This is a genomic window from Hominimerdicola alba 8 (assembly GCF_000178155.2).
In the GTDB taxonomy this organism is placed as follows: domain Bacteria; phylum Bacillota; class Clostridia; order Oscillospirales; family Ruminococcaceae; genus Hominimerdicola; species Hominimerdicola alba_C.
Genome location: NZ_ADKM02000130.1, coordinates 74,622 through 97,249 on the forward strand (window position 1 = coordinate 74,622; position 22,628 = coordinate 97,249).

The window sequence follows — 22,628 nt, forward strand, 5'->3', positions numbered from 1 at the left end:
AAAGTCTGCGGGCTTGCTTTATGCTCACGGGGCATTGTGCTGTATTAATTATAAGTATTGGTAATTTTTATAAATGTGTGCTATAATGTATAGTAAGGAAAATGGGGGGCAGTATTTATGGATGACAGCGTAAGGCAAAATCTGATAGATGCAGGCTGTGACGAAGAACTTATCTGTAAGTTCGATGAATGTATAGCCGATAAGAAAAAGTGTGAAAAACTTCTTGCCGACCATCGGCGCAGGCTTTTGGAGGAAGTCCATGCGGGCGAAGCGCGTATAGAATGCCTTGACTACCTTGTATTTAAAATGAAAAAAGACGGTCTTGAATGACCGCATATATAAAACGCCCGAAGATAAAGTTCTTCGGGCGTTTTTGCTGTTCTCCTTCACAAGATCTAAATATCTCTTACGTATTTTTAAGGTGAATATTAAGGAAGTTTAAGGTTAAGTAAAGAGTGTTTTCAGGAAAAAGAATTATAATAAAGTCAATGAAAAACGAAAGAACAGCACCGAAAGCTGTAACTCGTGGAGGAGGGAGAATAATGAAAAGAAAATAGAAGAAAAACTTAAAAAAGAATTTCATCGCGCTGGCGGCGGTAGGTGTTGCGGCAGAGAGCGGCGGAACTTCACTGTAGCCCTCGATACGGCATCGGTAAGTTCTATAGTCGTCAGCGTGCTGATATCGATGGCATTTGGCTTCTGTCCCGCAAACAAGGCGGCAAAAGACGCGCTGAGATATAAATAAAAGCGCTCATATCCCCAAGAACAAAAGATATTATAAATTTCATACCACCCTATAAAGCATCTTGCCCCCGTACCACGCGGGGGACAGGATAGCGAACGAAAGATAGCATTCCTCTTATCTCTTTCATGTTGACCCAAAGCAGAGGGCGGCGCAAAGCCGTCCTACGCTTGCGGGTACTTCAAAAAGATCTATACAAGACCTCAGAATACCACTAATACCATAAGCCCCTCACCGTTTTTGCGGTGAGGGGCTTTGGTCTGCCGCCCACTCAAACACTCCCGAAAATCCCTCTCTCCCACCCACACCCCATCTTCCGTCCCACCCTCCCTCACTAAAAAAACTCCCCGCGCCGTCATCTGACAGTGCAGGGGAGTTATGCCGCAAAAAAGCGCCGTCCCATCGGGACAGCGCTCTGTAATTTACTTTATCTGGTTCTTGAGTTTGTTCTGCTCTTCTTCCATCAGCTTCATCAGGTCTTCCAGTGAAGTATCCGAATTGATGTTCCTTGTGCCTGCGCCCACAGGTCTTCTTCTGCGAGGTCTTCTGCCGTCAGCTCGTCTGCTTATCGCTCTGTCAGCCGCCGCTGCCTGAGCCTCAAAGCTGTCATCAGCACTCTGCTGAGGTGCAGCGTTCACACCAAGACCGTTATCCTGAACAGGCTGCTGTACAGGTGCCTGCTGCATCGGCATCTGCTGAACAGGCGCAAAACTCTCAGCTGCCGCAGGAGCCTCGTCCGCAGGCTTGAAACTCAGATCTATCTGGTCTTCGTTCTGCCTCTTTGCAGGTCTTTCAAACTCAAATCCATCAGCAGGTGTCTGCTTCTTTCTGACAGGTTTGAAGTCTTCTTCGTCCTCGTCCTCTTCTTCAAAGGCGGGTACAGACTTCTTTCTGCGCTTAGCTATCTGCTCGCCCTCATTCTGTCCGCCAAACAGGAAGTCGTCAAGTTCAACGCTCTTTTCGTCGTCCTCTTCCTCATCGTCTTCATCTTCATCGTCATCGTCTTCATCACTGCCGTGTGTAGCTATGGCGATTATCAGTTCGATCAGCAGCAGCAGGAACACAGGTACTATCACACATACTATCATGCCGAATTTCTGTGTAACGAAGTTTATGACAGCGCCCGCAGTCACGAAATAGCTTGCGCATACGCCAACGATGTTGCTGCTCTTGATAACGTGACCCTGTGTGCCGTTGGTAACAGTGAAGTCAACGCCGTCCTTGCCCTCTTTCGAGTTCATGTCAGCAAGCCAGAACACGCCCGAACCTACACCGTCCACCTCTTCACAAAGTATCGCACTGCCTATCTTGCTCTTAGGGTCAGGCAGACCGTCCGATGCGATGACCAGTACATTCTTAGGCACAGCCACCACCGTCCCCGAAGGACCGTTCTGCACCAGATCTTCTTTGGTCATGAACAGGCTGTAGCCCATTATGCTCGGGGTAACGTCCTTATTCTTGAAGACTTTGCCCACGCCGAAGATTATCAGCACTTCTAATATTATGAACACGATAAAGAACACAAGTACGTTCTTGCCCGCGCTCGATCTTCTGCTTGTTGAAACAGAACTCATTACTCAACATTCCTTTCGATCTGTGCGCCCGTAAGAGCGCCTGAATTCATGCTACATTCTATTATAACACATCTGTCCTGAAATTTCAACCTTGTTCACTAACTTTTCACTTTTCATGACAAATTCTGTGGGTCGCGGCATATCATATCTCAGTCTTTTCTGAGCCTTATGCTGATATTGAAAGTCACCGCGTTGTTTATTACCGAGTATCCCGATATGTCATACCCTTTGTCAGGATAATCCTCCGCATACTCCTGTAACAGCTCAAACAGCGCTTCGCTTCCCGTACCCCCGCCGAACACCCAGTCCAGCGTTCCGTCAAAGCATTCCCTGTCAGCGCACTTTATGCGGGCGTATTCATCGCCCCTCTCCATCGCATCTCTGACAGCCCGCCTGAAAGCCTGCTCGGCTTCATCGGCATCTTCTGCGAAATAACCGTAATATCTGTAGTAATCCAGTTCAGTGGCAGTACACTCAGGCTCCTTCATGTACTTGTTTTCGTCCTCAGTGTGGTTCCTGCCCATCTCTTCATCGGTGACAGCACAGTAGTCGTATCTCAGATAGTTCTCCGCACTCTCGAAAACAGGGTCGTCCCATGTCACATCAGTGCTGTACCACTGACCGTCCAGCATCACCTTGTTCCAGATATGCCCCTGAGCCGTCCCGTCCTCATTCGTTGCCTGTCCTATCACAGGCAGACAAGGCAGACCTACCCTGTCACACAACAGCATCAGCGCCTTTGAGTACCCCTCACATACCGCGTTTCCTCCCACCAGACAGCCGTAAGCCGTGTAGCAGTCATCGTCAGCTTCGTAGTACAGACATCTGTTTATGACCGCATCGTGCAGTATCTTGAATTTCTGCTGGTCAGTCGAACCAAGCGGTATCTCAGCCACTATCTTGTCTATCGCCTGCTCGGTCAGCGCTCTGCGCGTCTGCGTGTCCTCCGCACTTCTCGTGTAGTTTATGGTAAGTGCCGATGCACATCCGTTTGCGTCCACCTGCACCGAATAATTCGTGTCTATATTGTCTATTTCGGGCGAACCTGTCACGCACATCACCACCAGCTGACATATGTCAGCTGAACTAATGACATCTTTTTTTATGTGTATCGTTTCCTCCATGTCGGTCAAGCCCTTGTATATCTGTCTGCATACCGTTGCTTCGTCCGCACTCATGTTCTTCACGAAATAGTCCACCGCAAAGGGAAGTTTCACCTTGTCAGCCTCTTCATCACTCAGCGCGAGGTCTTCTTCCTCCTCCGTCTGCCCGACCGTCAGCTCAGTCACAACACCTCCGCCGTCAGGCAGAGATACCTTGCTTTTCCGCGTGACCACCACGCCCTCTTCACTCTTTGATACCACCATCGGGTCATCACTGAGCATCGTGTAGGCATAGTAACCCCCGCCCGCTGCCGCCATGAGCAGCATCAGACCTATAGCCGCCGCCAACCTCTTAGCCAAAGAAATCACTCTCCTACAAAAGCCCTGCCTAACAGAGTTCTGCTCTTATCCTGCCTATTTTTCTGTCCTCTGCCTCAGTTACACTAAATCTGACATTCTCCCATGTCACCGCCGCACGCTCACCGTCTTCTGGTATGTGTCCCAGCAGTTCTATCACCATCGCACCGATAGTTTCAAAGGGCGAATTATCATCAGGCTCTTTCCCCAGAGCCTTCATTACCTCTTCATAATCGGCATTACCCTCTATCTCAAATATGCCTTCCGATATCTTTGTTATCTCTTCAGGTTCGTCATCGTATTCATCTTCTATCTTGCCGACTATCGTTTCAATAAGGTCTTCCAGCGTCACCACGCCCGCAGTCCCGCCGTATTCGTCCACCGCCACAGCCATCTGTATCTTCTGTGCGGTCAGTTCCTTGAAAAGTTCGCCGCACTTCTGGCTTTCGGGCGCAAAGACCACCTCGCGCATAAAGTCCCTGACCGTCCTGTCCTCAGCACTCTCATTGAAGACCAGCGTCAGCAGATCTTTCGCGTAGATAACGCCCTGTATGTCATCAATGCTGTCCTTGTAGACGGGTATGCGCGAAAATCCGCTCTCTATGGCAAGTTCCACCGCTTCCCGTATAGGTGCGCTCTCCTCGATGGCAGCCACCTCTGTGCGGTGTGTCATCACCTCGCCTATCTCTATGTCATCAAACTCGAAGATGTTGCTTATCATCTCCGCCTGACTTTCTTCTATAGCGCCCGTTTCGTTTACAGCGTCCACCATCATCAGTATCTCTTCTTCTGTGACAGCGTCATCTGTCTTGATGTTTTTAACGCCGAATATCCTGAGCAATACCCTCGTCAGCGCCCCGCCGACCGCCTCCAGCGGCACAAACAGCGTCAGCCAGCCGCAGTAAAGCCCCGCAGTTTTCAGCACAAAGCCTTCGCCTATCTTCCCGGCAGTACACAGCTTTTTCGGCACGCCCATGCAGACAGTCCCTATCCACAGCGTCAGTATGATGATAAGCACAGCCGCACTGCATATACCGCCTATCGCCGCCGAACTGCCCGTAAGCCCCGCCAGCGCCTTTTTCAGCGGGCTGTAAGCCCACCCGAACAGGCAGACCGTCTGCACAGCTGTCATCACAGTTCTGGCAGTCAGGTTCAGGTTCAGGAACCTGCCCGTCTGCCCCAGCATCTTTTTCAGCCTTTCAGCACGTTTGTCAGTTTCAGCCAGCTTTTTGAGGCGCGGGTCGCTCATTTCCACCGCCGCACACTCGCAGGCATAGAAAAAAGCAGTCAGCAGTCCGCATACAGCGACCACCGCCGCGCCGATGTACCCTCGATCGGGAACGTCCATCAGTCATCAAATTCCTTTCTTCATGTATACTTTATCGGTACTATAGTAAACGCTTCTGTCACGGCAGAAGTGATTCCCCGCCGACATCATTGAATGCCGATGCCCCAAATGCCGACTGAATGCCGCGAAGAAGCCAAAAAAATTCTCACTTGACCATATACCTCTATAATATATCATAACAAACATTCACCCGATTGTCAAGGCTATTTTCGGCAGTGAACACTATTTTTCTTACAACTTGCCAAAAACTTCCGTCAGTATAAGAGGTTTTTCTATATATCCGTGTCTTTAAAAAAAATTTACATTTCATATTTCCAAATATAATATCTTATTGCTTTTGGCCCCTGCCGTATTTCGTGTGTACTCACCGACTTTACAAAACGCCGAAAACGTGGTATAATACAGTCTGTGACCGCTGTGTCATAAACATGAAAGAAATATCGGACGAGGTCGTGACCCCGTCTGCAAAAAGGAGAAAACAACGATGTCTTACAAAATTCTTGTTGCTGAGGACGATGCCGATATCTGCGAAGTCCTCCGACTTTATCTCGAAAATGCGGGCTTTGATGTCATTTCGGCAGATAACGGCATACGCGCCTATGACCTGCTTAAGTCCGAAAGCCCCGACCTTGCCATATTCGATATCATGATGCCCGAAATGAACGGCTTTGAACTTACCAAGCGCGTCCGCATCACCAGCAGTATACCCATAATCTTCCTGTCTGCCATGAATGCCGACAGCGATAAGATACTGGGTCTTGATATCGGTGCCGATGACTATATCACCAAACCCTTCAACCCGCTGGAAGTCGTGGCGCGTGTCCAGTCAAATCTCAGGCGCAAATATAAGCTGGACAGCACCGCCCATCAGTCGGGTGAACTTCTCACTGTCGGTGAACTTACTCTCGATACCAAAAAATTCACCCTGCAAAAAAACGGCGAGGATATCCAGCTTACCCCCACCGAGTTCAAGATACTCTCTACCCTTATGGAGAAACCCGGCCGCGTATTCACCAAAGCACAGATATATGAGCGCATCAACGGCGAATATTTCGAGAACGATGATAACACCATGATGGTGCATATCTCAAAACTTCGCGAAAAGCTGGGCGATGACAGCAAAAGACCCAAGTATCTTAAAACTGTGAGAGGACTGGGCTACAAAATTGAAAAAAGTTAAACAGATAAAAAAGCGCAGTCTGTCATTTTTTGTCATAAGCAATATCATTCTCATGGTGCTTATGATAATCGTTGCGGTCAATATCGAAGATCAAATAACAGGCGACCTTCTTGTGGAACATCTCAAACAGATGTATCTTGAGGAATATCCCGATGCAACCTACCAAATGGCTACAGATGCCATTCTGCGCAACGAATTTACAAGCGAGATGCGTGATGACATCGTCCGCTACAATAACCTCTATCTGGTGATACAGCTTGTCATGATAGTCATTATTATCACCGTATTCAGCTGGATAATACTGCGCAAGGTGCATAAAGAACTTAAGATATTTCAGGTCGCCCTCAACAGCATATCCGATATCGATGTGCAGGACTGGGAGGTCGTTTCCATAAACTCCGATATCAAAGAGTTTGACAGCATTTGTACCAGCTATAACAGCATGGTCACAAAACTTCAGGAGAGCGAAGCGACCCGAAGTAAGCTGGAAAGCCAGCGCAGACAGCTGACCGCCGATATCTCCCACGACCTTAAAACGCCCATAACAGTCATTCAGGGCTACGCAAAAGCCCTCAATGACGGCGTTGCCGACCCCGATGCCGAGCGCAGGTATCTTGAAGCCATCTGCTCCAAGACCGAAATGGTGGCTGAACTTATCAATACTTTCCATGAATACTCAAAACTCGAACACCCGCGTTTCGGCTTTGAAATGGAAAACGGCGATATCTGCGAATATTTCCGCGAATATCTCGCCATGAAGTATGAAGAACTCGATCTTGCAGGCTTTGAACTTGAAGCCGACCTGCCCGAAAACAGCATTCCCCTCAGTTTTGACCATTCTCAGCTCAAACGTGTCTTCGAGAACCTTATCACCAACTCTTTCCGCCATAATCAGGCGGGTACGATCATCTATGCCGATATCACCGATGACGATAACGCGGTCGTGATACATATAGGTGATAACGGCAAAGGCATTCCCGAAGAGATGCGCGATACCATCTTTGAACCTTTTGTGGTGGGAAGCCGCTCGCGTACCGACAGTAAAGGTTCAGGTCTGGGACTTGCCATAAGCAAGCGAATAGTCGAAGCCCACAGCGGCAGTATCGCCCTGAAAGATGACCCCACAGGCAGATGTAAGACGCTTTATGAGATCATTCTGAAAAAACCTGCCAAAACTGAAAATTTCCCCGAAAAATAACCTTATTTACCATTTTCTTACTTGTATTTGTCTGATATTTGTGGTATAATTAACTTTATAGCTTGCCCGACAGTGCTTTCGGGCGATATTCTTTTTGTGTTGTCCCGATGACACACCGCACTGATAAAGTTATGTCGGCAGTGAATTTGGTCGGCTGTTTTCTTTCACCCACCGCGGATAGGTGAAAGATGACTCATCAGCTTCGGTGTGCCCGGCGGATAGCAATAATACTTTTTTAGGAGAGTCAAGAAAATGGAAAAGAAAAATTCGGAAAAGCGCAATTCCTTTTCCAGCTCACTGGGCTTCGTTCTTGCGGCGGCAGGTTCGGCAGTGGGTCTGGGAAATATCTGGCGTTTCCCCTACCTTGCGGCTAAAAACGGCGGCGGCATCTTTCTGGTCGTTTATCTGGTGCTGGCGCTGACCTTCGGTTTCACTCTGCTGGTAACAGAAGTTTCTCTCGGCAGAAAGACCAAACAGGGCTGTCTGACAGCCTACGGCGCACTTCACAAAAAGTCGGGCTGGATAGGCGTTTTCGCCAGCATAGTCTTCTTTATGATACTGCCCTATTACTGCATAATAGGCGGCTGGGTGCTGAAATATTTCACCGTTTTCGCAGCGGGCGGCGGTTCAAAGGCGGCAGATGACAGCTATTTCGGCAATTTCATCACCGCACCCATATCACCCATCGTGTTCGATGTCATCTTCCTTGCGGCGACGGCTTTCGTTATCTACAAGGGCGTAAATAAGGGCATCGAGGCGATAAGCAAGGTGCTTATGCCCCTGCTCCTGCTGGCTATCATCGGCATATCTGTCTTCTCACTGACCCTTAAGGGCGATGACGGCAGAACAGGTCTTGAAGGCTTCAAGATATTCGTTGTTCCCAATATCGACGGCATGGGCATAAAGGAGTTTTTCACAGTCGTGCTCGATGCGATGGGGCAGCTGTTCTACAGTATAAGCGTTGCGATGGGCATAATGGTAACATACGGTTCCTACTTCCGCGATGATGATAACCTCATGCAGTCGGTCAACCGCATCGAGATATTCGATACTCTTGTTGCATTCCTCGCAGGCGTTATGATAATCCCCTCAGTTTTCGCATTTCTGGGCGAAGACGGTCTTTCCAATGCAGGTCCCGGACTGATGTTCGTAGCCCTGCCTAAGGTCTTCGATGCTATGGGTCCCGTCGGCAACTGGATAGGCGCAGCATTCTTCCTGATGGTGCTGTTCGCCGCCCTGACAAGTTCCATGTCCATACTCGAAGCCGTAGTTTCTGGTCTTATGGATAAGTTCAAGTGGTCAAGAACAAAGGCTGTCATCATCGAGTCAGCAGCCGCACTGCTTCTTGGTGTCATCATCTGTCTGGGCTATAATAAACTCTATTTTGATATCAAACTGCCCAACGGCAACAGCGCCCAGATACTCGATGTCTTCGACTATATCAGCAATAATATCCTCATGCCCGTTGTGGCGATAAGCACCTGCATACTTATCGGCTGGATAGCAAAGCCTAAGTCCATCATTGATGAAGCCACCAAAAACGGCGAAAAATTCGGCAGACGCGGCATGTACATCGTCATGATAAAGTTCATCGAACCTGTACTGCTGTTCATACTCCTGCTCGGCGCATTCGGTCTGTTCTCAAAGTAACAAAACACCCCCGAAAGATAAGAACGGTACGCATAAAGAAATTTTACGCCATAGTATTTCTGATGTAAGGTCAGAAGTACTATGGCGTTTCTATTGACAGTACAGAGATGATGTGCTATAATTGTTACAAACATAAATCGGAATTTATAGAGGTGAAAATGTCAATGAATGTTCGCGAATATCTTGATATAATACATATAGCAGAAAGGCTAAAGGACACTCCACGCCATTGTACGACTTCACATGGACGGACAGAGAGTGTTGCGGAGCATAGCTGGAGAATATCTCTTATGGCGTTGTTGTTGAGGAATGAGTTTCCTGATGTTGATATAAATAAAGTTGTAAATATGTGCCTTATTCACGACCTCGGAGAATGCTTTACCGGCGATATTCCTACTTTCATTAAAACTGATTCAGAGAGAGAAACAGAAGATTCACTTTTGCAAAAATGGGTAAATTCAATGCCAACCGAAGTATCCAATGACCTTACTGCATTACTTAGTGAAATGGAAGCTCAAAAAACAGCAGAAGCTAAGATATATAAAGCACTTGATAAACTTGAAGCACTGATACAGCATAATGAGTCTCCACTAAATACATGGTCGGAAAATGAATTTGAGTTGAATAAGACTTATGCATTTGATGCTGTCGCTTTTTCAGAATGGCTGACTGAACTAAGAAAAGCGATTCTTGAAGATACAATCGAAAAGATCACTACGGAATAAATGATATAAATTCTGATTTAACTGAACAGTAAAAATACGATGCCCCGAAGAGCTTTAAAACGCTTCGGGGCAAAACTTCTATATGGGTATCCGTCTTATCCTTTCGGGGGATTTTTTGCGCCCTTTTCCCACTAAAAAAGGAGAGCACTCAGCCCTCCTTTGATAGTCAGCTATCATTTTTCCTTTTCAGAACACTCATCGTCCCGCGCAACCGCGTTGACCACCTTGAAGCGGTATGTCCTGACGTTTATGCACCAAAGATATATCGTCGTCAACATGCAGGTCTATGCGGTATTCTACGGGTTATTTCGATGGCATACCCTCAGCGTGACCCGCCCGTACTTCTGCGGCGTGCCATTCACCACACTGTCAAACCCGAAACCATAACAGCCCGCGTATGCGCCGCATAAATTCAACAGCGCACGCAGATTTCTCTGAAAACGCTCCTAAGCATTAAGGGGAGCGCAGGTTCGGTCTTGTAGGCTTTTCAGGCACGAACAGCGTGCCATCAAAATCAAATAATACCTTCACAGCACGTTTTTTCAGTCCCTCGTGAACTCCTTGCGGTACTCACCGGGAGTTATCTCTTCGTATCGCTTGAAAAGTTCGCACAGATATCCGGGCGTGCAGAAACCTGTTTCCACCGCTATCTGCTCGATGGGCTTGTCAGTGTTTGCAAGCAGAGTCTTAGCCTCGCGTATGCGGCGCTTTGCCACATATTCGGTGGGGCGGCAGTCAAGAGATTTGCGGAAAAGCCTGCAAAGATGCTGCTTGCTCACCCCCGAAGCGTCACACAGCTGTTCGAGAGTTATCTTTTCGGGATAGTTGTGGTTGATGTAGTCTATCGCCTTTACCAGAGGTCCCGAAGGCTCACTGCTCTCATATTCGCCCGTCAGCACCCTGTAGAAGTCTATCAGGAAATTGTACAGCATGCCCGATGCCCTGTAGTTGCCGAATATCGTGTCACTGCTAAGCGCCTCGTGCATCTTCATAAAGTTGTTTTCGATAACTTCCATCTCGCTCAGCTTGAAGACTTTCGCCTCAGTCATGCCGAATTCTTTGAGCATCCTGTCATAAGCATACCCGCCCGCAGTTATCCAGTGGGTGTCCCATTCATCACCTGTGGTGTAGTATTCGTGCGGCAGATCAGCAGGCAGGAAAAAGCCCATGTTAGGCGATATGCGATAGCTTGCGCCGTTCACGTTCAGCATGCCGCTGCCTTTTGTGCAGTAGATTATCTGAGGGTATCTGAAACCTTCGGGTCTGCTCACATGCGATTGATATTCGTTCTGCCCGATGGTGATTATGTATATCGGCAGGCGCGTTTCTGTGCCTACAATTGGGTAATCGTCAAAGAACATCTGTGTAACCTCCTGAGGTTAATATTGTTATATTTATTCTACCACAAAATCCACCCATCGTCAAGCAAATTAGCCTATTCGTGCAAATTTCCACTTTGTTCATAATTTTTAGGCGGAGTTTTTGTGCAGTTCACCAAAAAACTAAAAATCTTTCATAACCTCTTGACAAGGATAGTTGTCAGTGGTATAATACAACCATGACAAGGATAGTTGTCAAAAAGAAAATTAAAGTTGTCAAAACGAAAACGATAATTGTCAAACAGAAAGGGAGATAAACATGATCGGAACAGTCAAAGGTCACGAGATATTTACAGCAAGCAAGCGCAAGATAAACAAGCCCGAATTCACATCAAGGCTGACAGGCTATGCTGATGATATAAGGCAGACCGCTCTTGCCTGCCTTGCAAGTCACGGCGTTGTATATGGGCTGAAAAATAAGCAGAAAGAGTGCGTGTGCGCCTACTGCTTCGAGAAAGTATCAGAGCCTGAGGGCAAGCACAAGCGCCTTGTTTTCAGGGCAAAATACAGGTCTGAGGGCACTGAGGATATAGATAATATCGAAGCCGAGTTCGTCAAGGTACTCCGCGCCGAACTTAAAGATATGCTTCTGTTCACAGGCGTACACTCCATTGAGTGGGAGGGTGAAGTCATCACCGCAGAAGACCTCGAAAAAGAGATAGAGAGCAAATTCAGCACCGAAAACATCTTGTTCATGATCTTTGGTGTGATGATAGGGATTAGCATCGACAATCCGGCTGCGGGGCTCTGCCTGACAGCACTGGCGCTGGGCGTGATTTTCTCCCGTGATAAGATATCCTTCATATTCGGCACAAAAAAGAAAGAAAATGCCGACTCGGATAAAGAAAAGATATAACACATAAGAGAGGAACGCTGATATGCCGCTTAAAAACCACCTAAAGGAAATGCGTGCCCGTCTGGGCGTAAATCAGGCGGAAATGGGCAAGCTGGCAGGCACTTCAAGGCAGACCATCAGTCAGATAGAGCGTGGCGACTATTCCCCCTCAGTGACCCTTGCGCTGAAACTTGCCAAAATATGTAATGTCAAGGTAGAAGATATATTTGAATATGAGGAGGATAACAATGAGTAAAAACGTAAAACTGCTGCTGAAAGCGCTGGCGGTCGTGCTGGTGACGTTCGCACTGGGGTATGTTATGGGCAGACTGCTGGGCAAAGGCACAAAAGGTGTGGATCTCCCCGCATTGCTCAAAAAGGTCGATAATGAAGCCGCAGGCATACTGCTGGGGGCGGCGCACCTGCTGTTGACCATCGTGTCGCTGATATGTGCATCAGGACAGTTCTATTGCCTTAACAAAGCCGCCGCCAAATGGGACGGTGAGGACGAAGACTTCATCGACGACATCGAGGAACAGCTGAACGTCCCCATGAAACTGGTTTCAAATTCGCAGGTCTTCAACATCGTTCTTTTCCTCTGTTCTGCTTATTTTTTTATCAGTTCAAAGGCGTGGTACACGCTGATACCCACAGCTGTGTTTCTGGCGGGCGCGGTATGGCAGATGATGCTTACAGAAAAGCTGGTCACGCTGGAGAAAAAACTCAACCCCGAAAAGCAAGGTTCAGCCTTTGACCCTAAATTCAGGAAAAAATGGATTGAAAGCTGTGACGAAGCCCAGAAACAGATAATATGGCGCGCAGGATTTGAGGGCTTCCAAAAGGGAAGTACTGCATGCGTTGTCGTGATGATGCTGGCGGGAATATTTCAGCTTGTTTTCAGAACAGGCATACTGCCGGTCATCTGTCTGGGCGCTGTATGGCTTATCATGAATAACGCCTACATGAACGCCGCTGAAAATCTGGAGCGCCGCAAATAATGACATAACAGCTATAAAAAATGGTCGGAGAACGCATTGTCCTCCGACCTTTGTTTTTTATCAGAATTTTCCGCCCGAACCGCTGTGTGAACTTCCGGAATAGCTTGAGTGCGTTGAAGTGCCGCCGCCGCTTTTCTCAGCGGGCGGAATGTACTCGCGCTGAACGTTCCTGTAAAGGAATGTGTCGCGGTCGACAGTCAGCTTGAAACTGTTCTGCCTTATGTAGTCGTCAGCCCCGTGCTGCATCGAAACGCTGGTAAGCTGAGCCTTTATAGACTGTGCATATATCAGCCCTATCAGCAGACCTCCGCCAATTGCAATGGGTATCCATATCATGGGAAGTCTGCCCTTTACCCTGTGCCTATTGTCGTAAGGTGTGCCTTTTTCCCATTCTTTTATGAACTCTTCACTGATGTTGGCATACTCGTCAAAAGCCTCGTAGTATTTGCCTTTTTTCAATTCGGGTGTCACATTGTCCCACAAATAGTCCTGACCGTAGTCGGTGAATATTTCTATGCCTTTACCTTTGCCCGAAAACCATCTGTCGCGTTCTTCCATCGCCAGCAACATCACGAAGCCGTCATCGCTGAAACCGTTGTAGTCGTAGTAATCGTCAGCAAATTCCTGCGGTGTGCGGTCACCCAGCGAAAATGTCGTGACCACAGCCACATCTATGCCATAGCTTTCACTGATCCTGTCCAGCTTTTCAAGAAGTTTTGCTTCCTCCGAGTCTGACAGTATATCTGCATCGTCCACCAGTCTGTCTTTTATCCGCTCGTTCGGAACAGTGTTGGTGGTGTAATATTCATTAGGTATCAGCTGTTCTTCTGCAAAGGCTGTAACAGCCCCGCCCAGCAGCATGACCGATGCAGCCAGTGCTGCAAATAATCTCTTCATCATGCCGCCCCCCTTACCTGAAAAACAGACATGCGGCTGCATATATGGCTATCGCCGCGATAGTGCTCGCTATCAGGAAACTTTTTCTGTAAAGCCCCTTGTCACATGGCAGATTTCCCACGAATTTGCCTGTCTGACCGTTCATGCCGAAAAGATATGTACTGCCGTTCCAGCTTGTGGTCAGCACCCATACGGGGTACAGCGCATACTTCGCCTTAGCGTCATGAAGTCTGAGGTTGTCGCCCTCTTTTATGACGCTTGTATAACCCTGCACCGTGTTCCTGAAAGCCTCATCTATGCTCTCTTTTGCGCGTTCGTTCGCTCTTGCGGTGGAATTGTCAGCGCTCACATCATATTTGTCAGCCAGATATCCCGCCAGATAAGCAGTCTGAAAAGGCACCGCATCGCTGAAGTTGAAAGGTCCCACCGACTCCATAAGGTCATCGGGCATCTTGCTCGAACCGTCAACAGGTATCTTGTCAAAGCCTATCCTGCCCTCGCGGTACACCGAGAAATACTCTGTTTCGGTCACTCTGTAGTCGCCCTCCGTGTGGGAATGGCTCCTGCTGCACTTGTATCTCACGCCGCCCTCAGCGTCAGCATCGAACAGCCAGAAAGGTACATATATGCCTTTCACCTCGTCCAGATGGTTCTCTTCCTTGAACACCTTAGGCAAAAACTTCTTTCCTATCAGATGCTTTTTCAGCCCCTCAACAGCCGCCGCCTTGTCTACCTTGAAAGGTATGACATAATCAGGCTTTAGCGCACCCCGAAACTGCCCCGTCATTACCACAGGGTTGTCGCAGTAGGGACACTTCGTGGCGCCCATATTCTCGTCCCCGACTATCTCACCGCCGCAGGACTGACATGAGTACACCCTCAGATGATCGGTCTCACCTTCCTGCCATTCAGATGCTTCGGGATTCCAGTCCAGCTGGTCGTTGCCGTCAGTCGAAAGATCCTCGTCATACGCCAGAAGAGCGTCCATCTCAAACTCGGTGTCGCAGTATGGACATTTCATCTTCTGCACCTGCGAGTTGAATTCTATCGCTCCGGCGCAGCAAGGACATTTATATTCTTGTACCGCCATGCAAGTATTCTCCAATCAATGCTAAATTACCCTATCGCGGGTCAGCAAACAAAGCAATTGCAGAGATGCTCCCATCTCTGCAACCGCGTGAATGATCTTGAAAACTGTTATCAGTTAGCGTCGTTCTCATCAAAAATATCGCCGCACTCAGGGCAGAACTTAGGCGGGTGAGCGGGATCCTCGGGAGTCCAGCCGCACTTGTCGCACTTGTAAAGTTTTGCACCTGCGGGCTTCTTTGCACCACAGTTCTGGCAGAACTTGCCCTGATTTACAGTACCGCAGCTGCATGTCCAGCCGTTTTCCTCTGCGGGCTTTGGTGTGCCGCAGTTCTGGCAGAACTTGCTGGTGTTCACAGTACCGCAGCTGCAAGTCCAGCTGCCTGCTGCGGAGTTCATTGCGGGCTGAACATTCTGCTGCTGTGCCTGCTGCTGCTGACCCATAGCGAACAGGTTCTGCGCGTTCATGCCGCCTGCCTGCTGAGCCATGCCCATACCCATGAAGCCTGTCATAGCGCCTGCCGAGTTGCTGGCAGCTGCCTTCATAGCCTCAGCCTGTGCGCCTACCATTGTAGCTGCCGCATAGGTCGGGTTCTGCATCATAGCTATGCGCTGAGCCTCCTTGATCATGTCCTGATCTTCCTTAGGCAGGTTCAGAGCCTTTATAGCAACTTCAATGACCTCGATACCCATGTTCTTGCCCCAGGTATCAGCCAGTGCCTCATTGACAGCGTTCTTGAGTTCCTGCTTCTTGCCAGGTATCTGGTTGGGTCTTAACTCCATATCAGACATGGTGGAGAATGCAGGCGTCAGCGCATCGATGAACTCAGCCTTCATTCTGGGTGCTATGGTTTCTCTTCTGTACTCATGTGCCTGATTGCCGCAGATATTTGTGTAGAACAGCAGCGGGTCAACTATCTGGAATGTGTACATACCGCTGCACTTGATCTGTACATCGATATCAAGACCGATCTTCGAGTCAACAACTCTGAAAGGAACAGTTTCGGGTGTGCCGAACAGGTTGTTGGAGATCTGCTTGGTGTTGAAGTAATAAACTCTCTGATCCTTTCCGGGATCGCCGCCGTAGCCTATACGCTGACCTATCTGCTTGAAAGTATCCTTGATCTTCTGACCCAGCTTGCCGTCAGCGAACAGTGAGGGAGTACCCAGCTCAAAAGTATATCTGCCAGGACGGTTGCAGACTTCGATGATAGCACCGTCCTCAACGATTATCATGGTCTGACCGTCAGCAACAGCTATGCCCGAACCCGCAGAGATGATGTTGTCATTGCCCTTAGTGTTCTGACCGCGCTTTGTTACTACCTTCTGACCCTTTACCATCAGCACGTCATCGGGAAGTGCCTCGCAGTAAAAGTATTCTTTCCACTGATCTGCCATTGTACCGCCAACTGCGCCGATGGCTGCCATAATAAGTCCCATAGATAGACCCTCCTTGAATAAAGATAAAGATTATTTATAGATATCGGGCGCAAAGCCCCGTAGTTCACCTCTGAATATCAGGTGTTTCATACCCTTTTTTTGAATATGGGTTCATATTTTTCTTCTGCTTGTGCGGTGTGTCGGGCTGAGATGTTATCAGGTGCATAAGTACCGTCATCGTGCCGACTATGACCAGCCACCCTGCCAGTGCCATTACGAAGAACCACAGCGGAACTCCCAGAAAAAAGTGCAGTACCAGCAGTATCACCGCAGGTATCGCCCCCCACATATCAAGCAGGATATTGATCATAAAAGACCGAAACAAGGTACCCAACCTTATCACTCCGTTCACAAAAAGTACATTAAAGAAATTGAAATGCTCAATAACTGACATTCATATTATACCATACATTTTCATTAATTGCAATACCTTTTGACAAATTATTTTGATAATGTAGACTGTCTGTTAATCGTGCGGCGAACACGCTCCTTTCCCGCCGCATGGCGTTTTTTATCTGCTGATGGTATCAGCCGTCACAAATTCGGCATGATATATCTTTTTCTATGCCGACATAATAAACATATCAGCTATGGTTCAAGCATAACCTTGTTGCCCTCGCCGTCCACTATGATGATATTTTTCAGACTGCTTCTGCCGAAATCATTGCCGACCTTTGTGTTTACCGAAACTGTGCGGGTCACATACGGCATTATGATGATATCCTTGTGGTCGATGAAGTTTCCGTTGGCTTTTTCAGAACCGTTGTAGTAGATGTACAGGTCGGGCCATACGAAATCAGTTTCCTCACTGCTTACTTCAAGGTCGATGTACAGCCTGCCGTATTTCACCTCAGCCGATGCCACCGATACCGACAGCGTGCCGAGATTTTTCGAGTTCCAGCCTGTCACGGTGCCGTCGCCCAGCATGGGGTCTTTAGCCGAGATATAAGCGGAGTTCACATAGCCGTAGGTGTTGTCATACAGCGCGTAATACCAGCCCGAACTTCCCGTGTACCACACCCTTATCTCGGTGCAGTCGGGTATAGCCGCCAGCTGTTTTGAAGAAGATGATTTTTCTTCCCTCAGTGCCAGTGTATCGCCGCCCGTGTCAACGAACATTGTGCCCCTGTCGGTGTAATCAAGCGCCGAACCTTCGGTGGCACCGCATACAGAGCAGGTCTTTGGTGCAGTCAGCGTAGCGCCGACCCATGTGTGACCCAATGCCTTGCCCTTAGTTTCGCCGCAGTTCTCGCATGTTTCAGGCTCGGTGCAGGTCGCGGCTTTCCACTTGTGCCCGATGGCTTCGCCCTCAGTCTTTTTGCAGACTGTGCAGGTCTTCGGTTTGGTGCAGGTGGCTTCTTTCCACTTGTGACCTGCCGCATCTTTGCCTATCAGCCCGCAGACTTCGCAGTACTGGGGTTCTTCACAGGTTTCGTCCACCCACTTGTGACCCAGCGGTTCGCCCTCAGTCTTGCCGCATTTTGTACATGTTCTTGGTATGGTGCAGGTGGCTTCCATAAAAGTATGGGGAAGTTTTTTGCCCTCTTCCATACCGCAGACGGTACATCGTCTGGCGTGGGTGCAGGTGGCTTCCTCAAAGACATGTGCCGCGAGTTCGCCCCTTGTTTTGCCGCATTTTGTGCATGTTTCGGGCTTTGCGCAGGTGGCGGCAGACCAGTTGTGCAGGCAGATGGTCTTTGTGAAGAAAAGCGCCCCTATCCCAATGATAAAGCACAGCGTCAGCCCGATGGTCAGTGCCGCCTTTTTGGTAGCTTTTGACAGCTGAGGCTGTTCCTTTTGCGGTCTTGCCTGTTTATGGGGACGCGGCTGTTGTTTATTGCCGTCCTTCGCGCTTTCCGAATGCCCTTTGGTGCGCTGTTTCTGCGCCTGAACGGGTCTGCGTTCGGGTCTTGCGGGGGCGGGTCTTACTATAAGTTCTTCGGCGGGGTCGCCCGGTCTTATGTAGACGCTGTCGGTTATCTCGAATTTTTCGGGCGGTTCTTCCCTGACCTTTTTGCCGCTGTCCTTTATTATCGGTGCAGGCAGAACTTTCTCGGTCTTTTCCGACCTTTCAGCCTGTCCGCCTTTTTCTGCTTCCTTTATGACCGCTTCGCTTTTGCCGACATCTTCCGACATCTCATCGCCGTCAAGTGCCGCAAGAAGTTCTTTTGCCGACTGTATACGGTCAGCGGGGTCGAAAGCACAGCACTTCATGACTACATTTTTCAGTTTGTCACTGCCGTTTTCGGGTACGCCGAAAGTTTTTCCGCTCAGCCGCCCGAATATCGCGCTGTCGATGGCGTTGCGGTTGTCGCCCGTATTGACCATCGGCAGGCGGTTGCCGTTGAGAAGATAATACAGCGTTATGCCCAGCGAATAGATATCCGCCGCCGCACCGTAATGCTGTTCATTTGGTGTTCTCGCATTCCATACCTCAGGTGCCATGAACGGCTGTGTGCCCACAAAAGTTGCAAAGCTGGCAGACTGTGTCTGCTTTGCGATGCCGAAATCACCCAGATAGAATTCGCCGTTGTCATCAACATAGATGTTATCGGGCTTTATATCGCGGTGGAGCATATTTTTCTCCTGCATCGCCAGCAGAGCACTGCCGATATCCTGCGCCAGCTTTTCTATCTCAGATGGTGCAAGCACGCCTTTTTCGTTGATGTATTCGGTGAGGGTCTTATAGTACTCCATCTGTATCATCACATCGAAGCCTATCACTTCGCCGTCATCATTGGTGAAATCGCGGTAGGTGTGGTTTATGCAGTGTACCAGATGGGGCTTGTCGCCCAGCAGGTACATATTCTGTATCTCTTTGGAAACTTGCTTTTTGCGCTCGTCCATTTCCTGTTCTCGGCTTTCGCGGGTGACCGAAACGCTTCTGTCAGGAATGATGGAAAGCGCCTTGACAGCGCAATATCTGACCTGACCGTACAGTTCTTGTCTGAACCTGTAGACCTTTCCCGAACCGCCGCTGCCGAGATAGCAGTCCTTATACCAGTTTTCCCAAAGCGGTTCATAAGATGACAGTCTTTCACCGATATCTTTCATACTCTTCACCCCCGATGATGTTTTTACTTTCTTTACTTACACTATATTTTACGTGGTCATCCCGCTGACACGATACGAAACATAAAGCAGTCGGCATATATCTTCCTGACGCTGTATGCGATGGGAAGATATGCGGCACTCGGTCAACCTTTTGTATACCGCATTCTCAGCAGGTGTGTTAAAGGGATAGTCATAATACCTTATTTTCACACACATTATATCATAGACTCTCTTTTTTTTCAAGAAGAGCGCCCAACTTTCATTATTCTTTCACCCGTTCAGCACACTTCGCAACCCGCAGTGGAAAGAGTGCGCATTTACGTGACATTTGCATTGTGCGGTAATGCACTGAAACAAGCGGTACATCTGCACATGAAATGCGAGTTGCTTTTTGGATCGTGGTTATCCCGCTGACACACCACAAAAACGGCAGTCTTTCGGGAATGTTTATCATTTCAGACTTATTTAAGAACTGATTTAAGTGTTTTTTAAGACCTTTCTGCTATAATGAAAATATCAAAAGAAAACGCAGGAGGTAACATGATATGAAAGAGATAGTTCTTAAGACCAATGGGCTGACTAAAAAGTACAAGAAGTTCACGGCACTGGAAAACGCCGATATGACCGTTTATCGCGGTGAGATATACGGTCTGATAGGCAGGAACGGCGCGGGCAAGACCACGCTGATGAAAGTGGTGACGGGGCTGACCGAAAAGACTTCGGGGGAGTTTGAGATATTCGGCAAAACAGGTCCCGCCGCTGAACGTGAAAGAAAACGCATCGGCTGTCTTATCGAAAATCCCGCTTTTTTCGGGAATTTGACCGCTTACCGTAATTTGCGCTATTACTGCATGCAAAAGGGGATAACCGACCTTTCGCAGATAGATGAAGTACTTAAGATGCTGAACCTGACCGATGCCCGCGACCGCAAGTTCAAGCAGTTTTCGCTGGGTATGAAACAGCGTCTTGGGATAGCTTTCTCACTGCTGGATAACCCCGACCTTGTCATTCTCGATGAACCCATCAACGGTCTTGACCCGATCGCTATCAGCGAACTGCGCGATACTTTCCATAAGCTGAATACCGAACACGGCGTAACTATCATGATATCAAGCCATATACTTTCCGAACTATATGCTGTGGCAGACCGCTTTCTGTTCATCGACAAAGGGCATGTCCTAAAAGAGATGACTAAGGAGGAGATAGACCTTGAATGTATGCGCTGTATCGTTGTGAAAACAAGTGATACCAAAGCCGCCGCGACTGTTCTGGAGGAAAAACTTTCCATTACGGACTATAAGGTCATCGACAGCAGTGAGATACGTGTATACGAACGTTCAGCCGCCGCTGATATCATCAACCGTGAGCTTATCAGGGCAGATGTATCTGTTTCGGGCATATCGGAAGCGGGCATTTCGCTGGAGGACTATTTCAAACAGCTGGTAGGGGAGGAGTCAAAATGATAAACATGATGAAAGCGGAGTTATACCGCCTTGTAAGAAGTAAAGGTTTCGGTGTTTTCTGGATAGTTATGCTGATAAGCTACGCCATTACCATAATCACAAAAGAGGCGGGCGGCGTTACTATTGGCGGTCCGATGCCCGCAACTGACAGCGCTAAGCTGGATATACGCATGGTATGTATGAACTTTACTTACTATTTCACGCTGATAGCCCCTGTTTTCAGCATAATAACCGCTGAATTCTCGGAACATACGGTCAAGAACACTATAAGTTCGGCAGTGAGCAAAAAGGAGTATTACCTTTCAAAATATGTTTTCACGATGTTATGCACGCTGGTGATGTTCATGCTGGCAAATCTGATGTACTACGGTGCGAACGCCATAGTGAACGGCAGTGAGCACGCCTCGCAGTTTGCAGAATACTTCAAGGCTGTGATGATGCAGATGCCGCTTGTCACTGCGATAGTTTCGGCGTTCATATTCCTTGCGTTTTTCTTCAGGAAAGGCGCGGCATTCAACTCGGTAAGCATAATATACCCGTTCATATACTCCGCAGCGGCGCTGATATATTACAGCGCATGCCGCAAAGGTGACAACAAACTCGCTGTAAGGCTGCTGAACTATGAGATAAGCACCATGTTCTCGAAACTTGCGCTGGGCGGCAGCAGCGGATATGTGAGAAACTGCATTATCCTCTGCGCTGTCGTCACTGTAGTGTCTTTCGTGCTGGGGTATCTTTCATTTACTAAACGCGAGCTCGACTGATATATACCCGCCGTTGTGATGAACTTCGGCGGGCTTTTTTGCATAAGATCCGTCCTGTCCATATGTGTTGTGAAGGTACTGTATGCGGCACATATGGGCAGATCTGCATGTGCTTTGCTGAGAAAACAGTGCTTGACGCAAAAAGACCGTAAACGCCCTCTGTGACCTGCCAATGCACCTTGATCTGACCGAAAGCCTTTCCTGAACGCCTGCCGCGCCGCAAACTTCTCACGAAAATATTACTGCGCAGTTGTCAACTTTCATAAAAATATTAAAAAAAATAAAAAATTGCCGAAAAGGTCTTGTAATTTTGGGAAAAGTGGTGTATAATCGATATGTATGTTAAAATAATTTTCGGAGGAGTTTTTATATGAGTGGTTTACAATTCACACTGGCTCAGCTGCTTTCAAGCAACATTCCGCCCGATCAGACCGATCTCGGCGGTGAGACCATCGCATCTGTTGTAATAACAGGTATTTCGGTGGTGTTCATCGGTCTGATAATACTGATCCTTCTGGTAACGCTTTACGGCAAGATCTTTGAGGGCATCAACAAGAGCGCTGAGGCAAAAGCCAAAGCAAAGGCTGAAGCTGAGGCTAAGGCAAAGGCTGCCGAAGCAAAAGCTGAGGTCAAGGCAGCACCCGCCGCACCCGCTCCCGCACCTGTAGTTGAAGACGGTGTCGGGGAAGAAGTAGTGGCTGCGATAATGGGCGCACTTTCGGCAATGTACGCAGGCAGCGGCAAAAAGCCCGTACTTAAGGGCGTAAAGGCTGTTAAACCGAGAAGATCGGCGTGGTCTGCCGCAGGCGTTATGGAAAACACCCGCCCGTTTTAG

General features: G+C 48.4%; 20 protein-coding genes. 11 read left to right on the plus strand and 9 right to left on the minus strand.

What is annotated here, in order from left to right:
* Nucleotides 1-117: 117 nt before the first annotated feature.
* Nucleotides 118-330, plus strand: coding sequence for a hypothetical protein (locus CUS_RS16530; protein WP_002853057.1), 213 nt, complete (start codon nucleotides 118-120; stop codon nucleotides 328-330).
* An 834-nt stretch (nucleotides 331-1,164) separates the two neighbouring features.
* Here CUS_RS16530 and CUS_RS19965 read toward each other — a convergent pair.
* The 3 genes from CUS_RS19965 to CUS_RS16545 all read right to left on the minus strand — a co-directional run bounded on the left by CUS_RS19965 (nucleotide 1,165) and on the right by CUS_RS16545 (nucleotide 5,124).
* Nucleotides 1,165-2,316 carry a hypothetical protein gene (locus CUS_RS19965; RefSeq protein WP_002852862.1) on the minus strand — a complete coding sequence of 384 codons (1,152 nt, stop codon included), beginning with the start codon at nucleotides 2,314-2,316 and terminating at the stop codon, nucleotides 1,165-1,167.
* A 149-nt stretch (nucleotides 2,317-2,465) separates the two neighbouring features.
* Entirely contained in the window at nucleotides 2,466-3,779 is a 1,314-nt protein-coding gene (locus CUS_RS16540) for a transglutaminase domain-containing protein (protein WP_002852707.1), read from the minus strand.
* A gap of 28 nt (nucleotides 3,780-3,807) precedes the next feature.
* Nucleotides 3,808-5,124: a hemolysin family protein gene (locus tag CUS_RS16545; RefSeq protein ID WP_002852843.1), complete on the minus strand. Its 1,317-nt coding sequence runs from the start codon at nucleotides 5,122-5,124 to the stop codon at nucleotides 3,808-3,810.
* Between the two features lie 484 nt (nucleotides 5,125-5,608).
* On the opposite strand from CUS_RS16545, the gene CUS_RS16550 reads away from it, so the two are divergent.
* From CUS_RS16550 to CUS_RS16565, 4 genes are all read left to right on the plus strand, one after another.
* Nucleotides 5,609-6,304 (plus strand): response regulator transcription factor, encoded by a 696-nt coding sequence (locus CUS_RS16550; protein ID WP_002852757.1) that lies wholly within the window; start codon nucleotides 5,609-5,611, stop codon nucleotides 6,302-6,304.
* Nucleotides 6,291-7,502, plus strand: a complete 1,212-nt coding sequence (locus CUS_RS16555) for a sensor histidine kinase (RefSeq protein ID WP_002853118.1) — start codon at nucleotides 6,291-6,293, stop codon at nucleotides 7,500-7,502. The genes CUS_RS16550 and CUS_RS16555 overlap by 14 nt, the downstream gene beginning before the upstream one ends.
* A gap of 252 nt (nucleotides 7,503-7,754) precedes the next feature.
* On the plus strand, nucleotides 7,755-9,152 hold the full coding sequence (locus CUS_RS16560) for a sodium-dependent transporter (protein WP_002852922.1): 1,398 nt from the start codon (nucleotides 7,755-7,757) through the stop codon (nucleotides 9,150-9,152).
* A gap of 164 nt (nucleotides 9,153-9,316) precedes the next feature.
* A complete protein-coding gene (locus CUS_RS16565) occupies nucleotides 9,317-9,877 on the plus strand; it encodes an HD domain-containing protein (RefSeq protein WP_037277813.1) in 561 nt (186 codons plus the stop codon).
* A 542-nt stretch (nucleotides 9,878-10,419) separates the two neighbouring features.
* On the opposite strand, the gene CUS_RS16570 is transcribed toward CUS_RS16565, so the two are convergent.
* Nucleotides 10,420-11,238 (minus strand): AraC family transcriptional regulator, encoded by an 819-nt coding sequence (locus tag CUS_RS16570; protein WP_002852958.1) that lies wholly within the window; start codon nucleotides 11,236-11,238, stop codon nucleotides 10,420-10,422.
* Between the two features lie 277 nt (nucleotides 11,239-11,515).
* Between CUS_RS16570 and CUS_RS16575 the strand changes: the two genes are divergently transcribed.
* The 3 genes from CUS_RS16575 to CUS_RS16585 are packed head-to-tail and all read left to right on the plus strand — an operon-like array spanning nucleotide 11,516 to nucleotide 13,089.
* On the plus strand, nucleotides 11,516-12,112 hold the full coding sequence (locus tag CUS_RS16575; RefSeq protein ID WP_002853103.1) for a hypothetical protein: 597 nt from the start codon (nucleotides 11,516-11,518) through the stop codon (nucleotides 12,110-12,112).
* A gap of 22 nt (nucleotides 12,113-12,134) precedes the next feature.
* Nucleotides 12,135-12,347 (plus strand): helix-turn-helix transcriptional regulator, encoded by a 213-nt coding sequence (locus CUS_RS16580; RefSeq protein WP_002852884.1) that lies wholly within the window; start codon nucleotides 12,135-12,137, stop codon nucleotides 12,345-12,347.
* Complete coding sequence (locus CUS_RS16585) at nucleotides 12,340-13,089, plus strand: DUF3169 family protein (RefSeq protein ID WP_002852769.1); 750 nt, start codon at nucleotides 12,340-12,342, stop codon at nucleotides 13,087-13,089. The genes CUS_RS16580 and CUS_RS16585 overlap by 8 nt, the downstream gene beginning before the upstream one ends.
* A 60-nt stretch (nucleotides 13,090-13,149) precedes the next feature.
* Here the strand turns inward: CUS_RS16585 and CUS_RS16590 are convergent, their stop codons facing one another.
* The 5 genes from CUS_RS16590 to CUS_RS16610 form a co-directional block, all read right to left on the minus strand.
* Nucleotides 13,150-13,989 (minus strand): TPM domain-containing protein, encoded by an 840-nt coding sequence (locus CUS_RS16590; RefSeq protein WP_002852833.1) that lies wholly within the window; start codon nucleotides 13,987-13,989, stop codon nucleotides 13,150-13,152.
* Nucleotides 13,990-13,999: 10 nt separating this feature from the next.
* A complete protein-coding gene (locus CUS_RS16595; RefSeq protein WP_002852874.1) occupies nucleotides 14,000-15,076 on the minus strand; it encodes a hypothetical protein in 1,077 nt (358 codons plus the stop codon).
* Between the two features lie 110 nt (nucleotides 15,077-15,186).
* The gene (locus tag CUS_RS16600; protein ID WP_002853116.1) at nucleotides 15,187-16,512 is read right to left on the minus strand and encodes an SPFH domain-containing protein; all 1,326 of its coding nucleotides are present in this window, start codon (nucleotides 16,510-16,512) and stop codon (nucleotides 15,187-15,189) included.
* Nucleotides 16,513-16,576: 64 nt separating this feature from the next.
* A complete protein-coding gene (locus CUS_RS16605; RefSeq protein ID WP_172634538.1) occupies nucleotides 16,577-16,846 on the minus strand; it encodes a hypothetical protein in 270 nt (89 codons plus the stop codon).
* Nucleotides 16,847-17,100: 254 nt separating this feature from the next.
* Entirely contained in the window at nucleotides 17,101-19,566 is a 2,466-nt protein-coding gene (locus tag CUS_RS16610) for a serine/threonine protein kinase (protein ID WP_002853030.1), read from the minus strand.
* 545 nt (nucleotides 19,567-20,111) lie between these two features.
* Between CUS_RS16610 and CUS_RS16615 the strand changes: the two genes are divergently transcribed.
* The 3 genes from CUS_RS16615 (at nucleotide 20,112) to CUS_RS16625 (ending at nucleotide 22,628) form a co-directional block, all read left to right on the plus strand.
* Entirely contained in the window at nucleotides 20,112-21,029 is a 918-nt protein-coding gene (locus CUS_RS16615) for an ATP-binding cassette domain-containing protein (protein WP_002853021.1), read from the plus strand.
* Nucleotides 21,026-21,793 (plus strand): ABC transporter permease subunit, encoded by a 768-nt coding sequence (locus CUS_RS16620; protein ID WP_002852767.1) that lies wholly within the window; start codon nucleotides 21,026-21,028, stop codon nucleotides 21,791-21,793. The genes CUS_RS16615 and CUS_RS16620 overlap by 4 nt, the downstream gene beginning before the upstream one ends.
* 370 nt (nucleotides 21,794-22,163) lie before the next feature.
* Nucleotides 22,164-22,628, plus strand: coding sequence for an OadG family transporter subunit (locus CUS_RS16625; protein ID WP_002852827.1), 465 nt, complete (start codon nucleotides 22,164-22,166; stop codon nucleotides 22,626-22,628).

Coding starts and splice junctions, on each gene's coding strand:
- CUS_RS16530 (WP_002853057.1), top strand. CDS start 118: ATGGATGACAGCGTAAGGCAAAATCTGATAGATGCAGGCTGTGACGAA.
- CUS_RS19965 (WP_002852862.1), bottom strand. CDS start 2,316: ATGAGTTCTGTTTCAACAAGCAGAAGATCGAGCGCGGGCAAGAACGTA.
- CUS_RS16545 (WP_002852843.1), bottom strand. CDS start 5,124: ATGGACGTTCCCGATCGAGGGTACATCGGCGCGGCGGTGGTCGCTGTA.
- CUS_RS16550 (WP_002852757.1), top strand. CDS start 5,609: ATGTCTTACAAAATTCTTGTTGCTGAGGACGATGCCGATATCTGCGAA.
- CUS_RS16560 (WP_002852922.1), top strand. CDS start 7,755: ATGGAAAAGAAAAATTCGGAAAAGCGCAATTCCTTTTCCAGCTCACTG.
- CUS_RS16565 (WP_037277813.1), top strand. CDS start 9,317: ATGAATGTTCGCGAATATCTTGATATAATACATATAGCAGAAAGGCTA.
- CUS_RS16570 (WP_002852958.1), bottom strand. CDS start 11,238: ATGTTCTTTGACGATTACCCAATTGTAGGCACAGAAACGCGCCTGCCG.
- CUS_RS16575 (WP_002853103.1), top strand. CDS start 11,516: ATGATCGGAACAGTCAAAGGTCACGAGATATTTACAGCAAGCAAGCGC.
- CUS_RS16580 (WP_002852884.1), top strand. CDS start 12,135: ATGCCGCTTAAAAACCACCTAAAGGAAATGCGTGCCCGTCTGGGCGTA.
- CUS_RS16585 (WP_002852769.1), top strand. CDS start 12,340: ATGAGTAAAAACGTAAAACTGCTGCTGAAAGCGCTGGCGGTCGTGCTG.
- CUS_RS16590 (WP_002852833.1), bottom strand. CDS start 13,989: ATGATGAAGAGATTATTTGCAGCACTGGCTGCATCGGTCATGCTGCTG.
- CUS_RS16595 (WP_002852874.1), bottom strand. CDS start 15,076: ATGGCGGTACAAGAATATAAATGTCCTTGCTGCGCCGGAGCGATAGAA.
- CUS_RS16600 (WP_002853116.1), bottom strand. CDS start 16,512: ATGGGACTTATTATGGCAGCCATCGGCGCAGTTGGCGGTACAATGGCA.
- CUS_RS16610 (WP_002853030.1), bottom strand. CDS start 19,566: ATGAAAGATATCGGTGAAAGACTGTCATCTTATGAACCGCTTTGGGAA.
- CUS_RS16615 (WP_002853021.1), top strand. CDS start 20,112: ATGAAAGAGATAGTTCTTAAGACCAATGGGCTGACTAAAAAGTACAAG.
- CUS_RS16620 (WP_002852767.1), top strand. CDS start 21,026: ATGATAAACATGATGAAAGCGGAGTTATACCGCCTTGTAAGAAGTAAA.
- CUS_RS16625 (WP_002852827.1), top strand. CDS start 22,164: ATGAGTGGTTTACAATTCACACTGGCTCAGCTGCTTTCAAGCAACATT.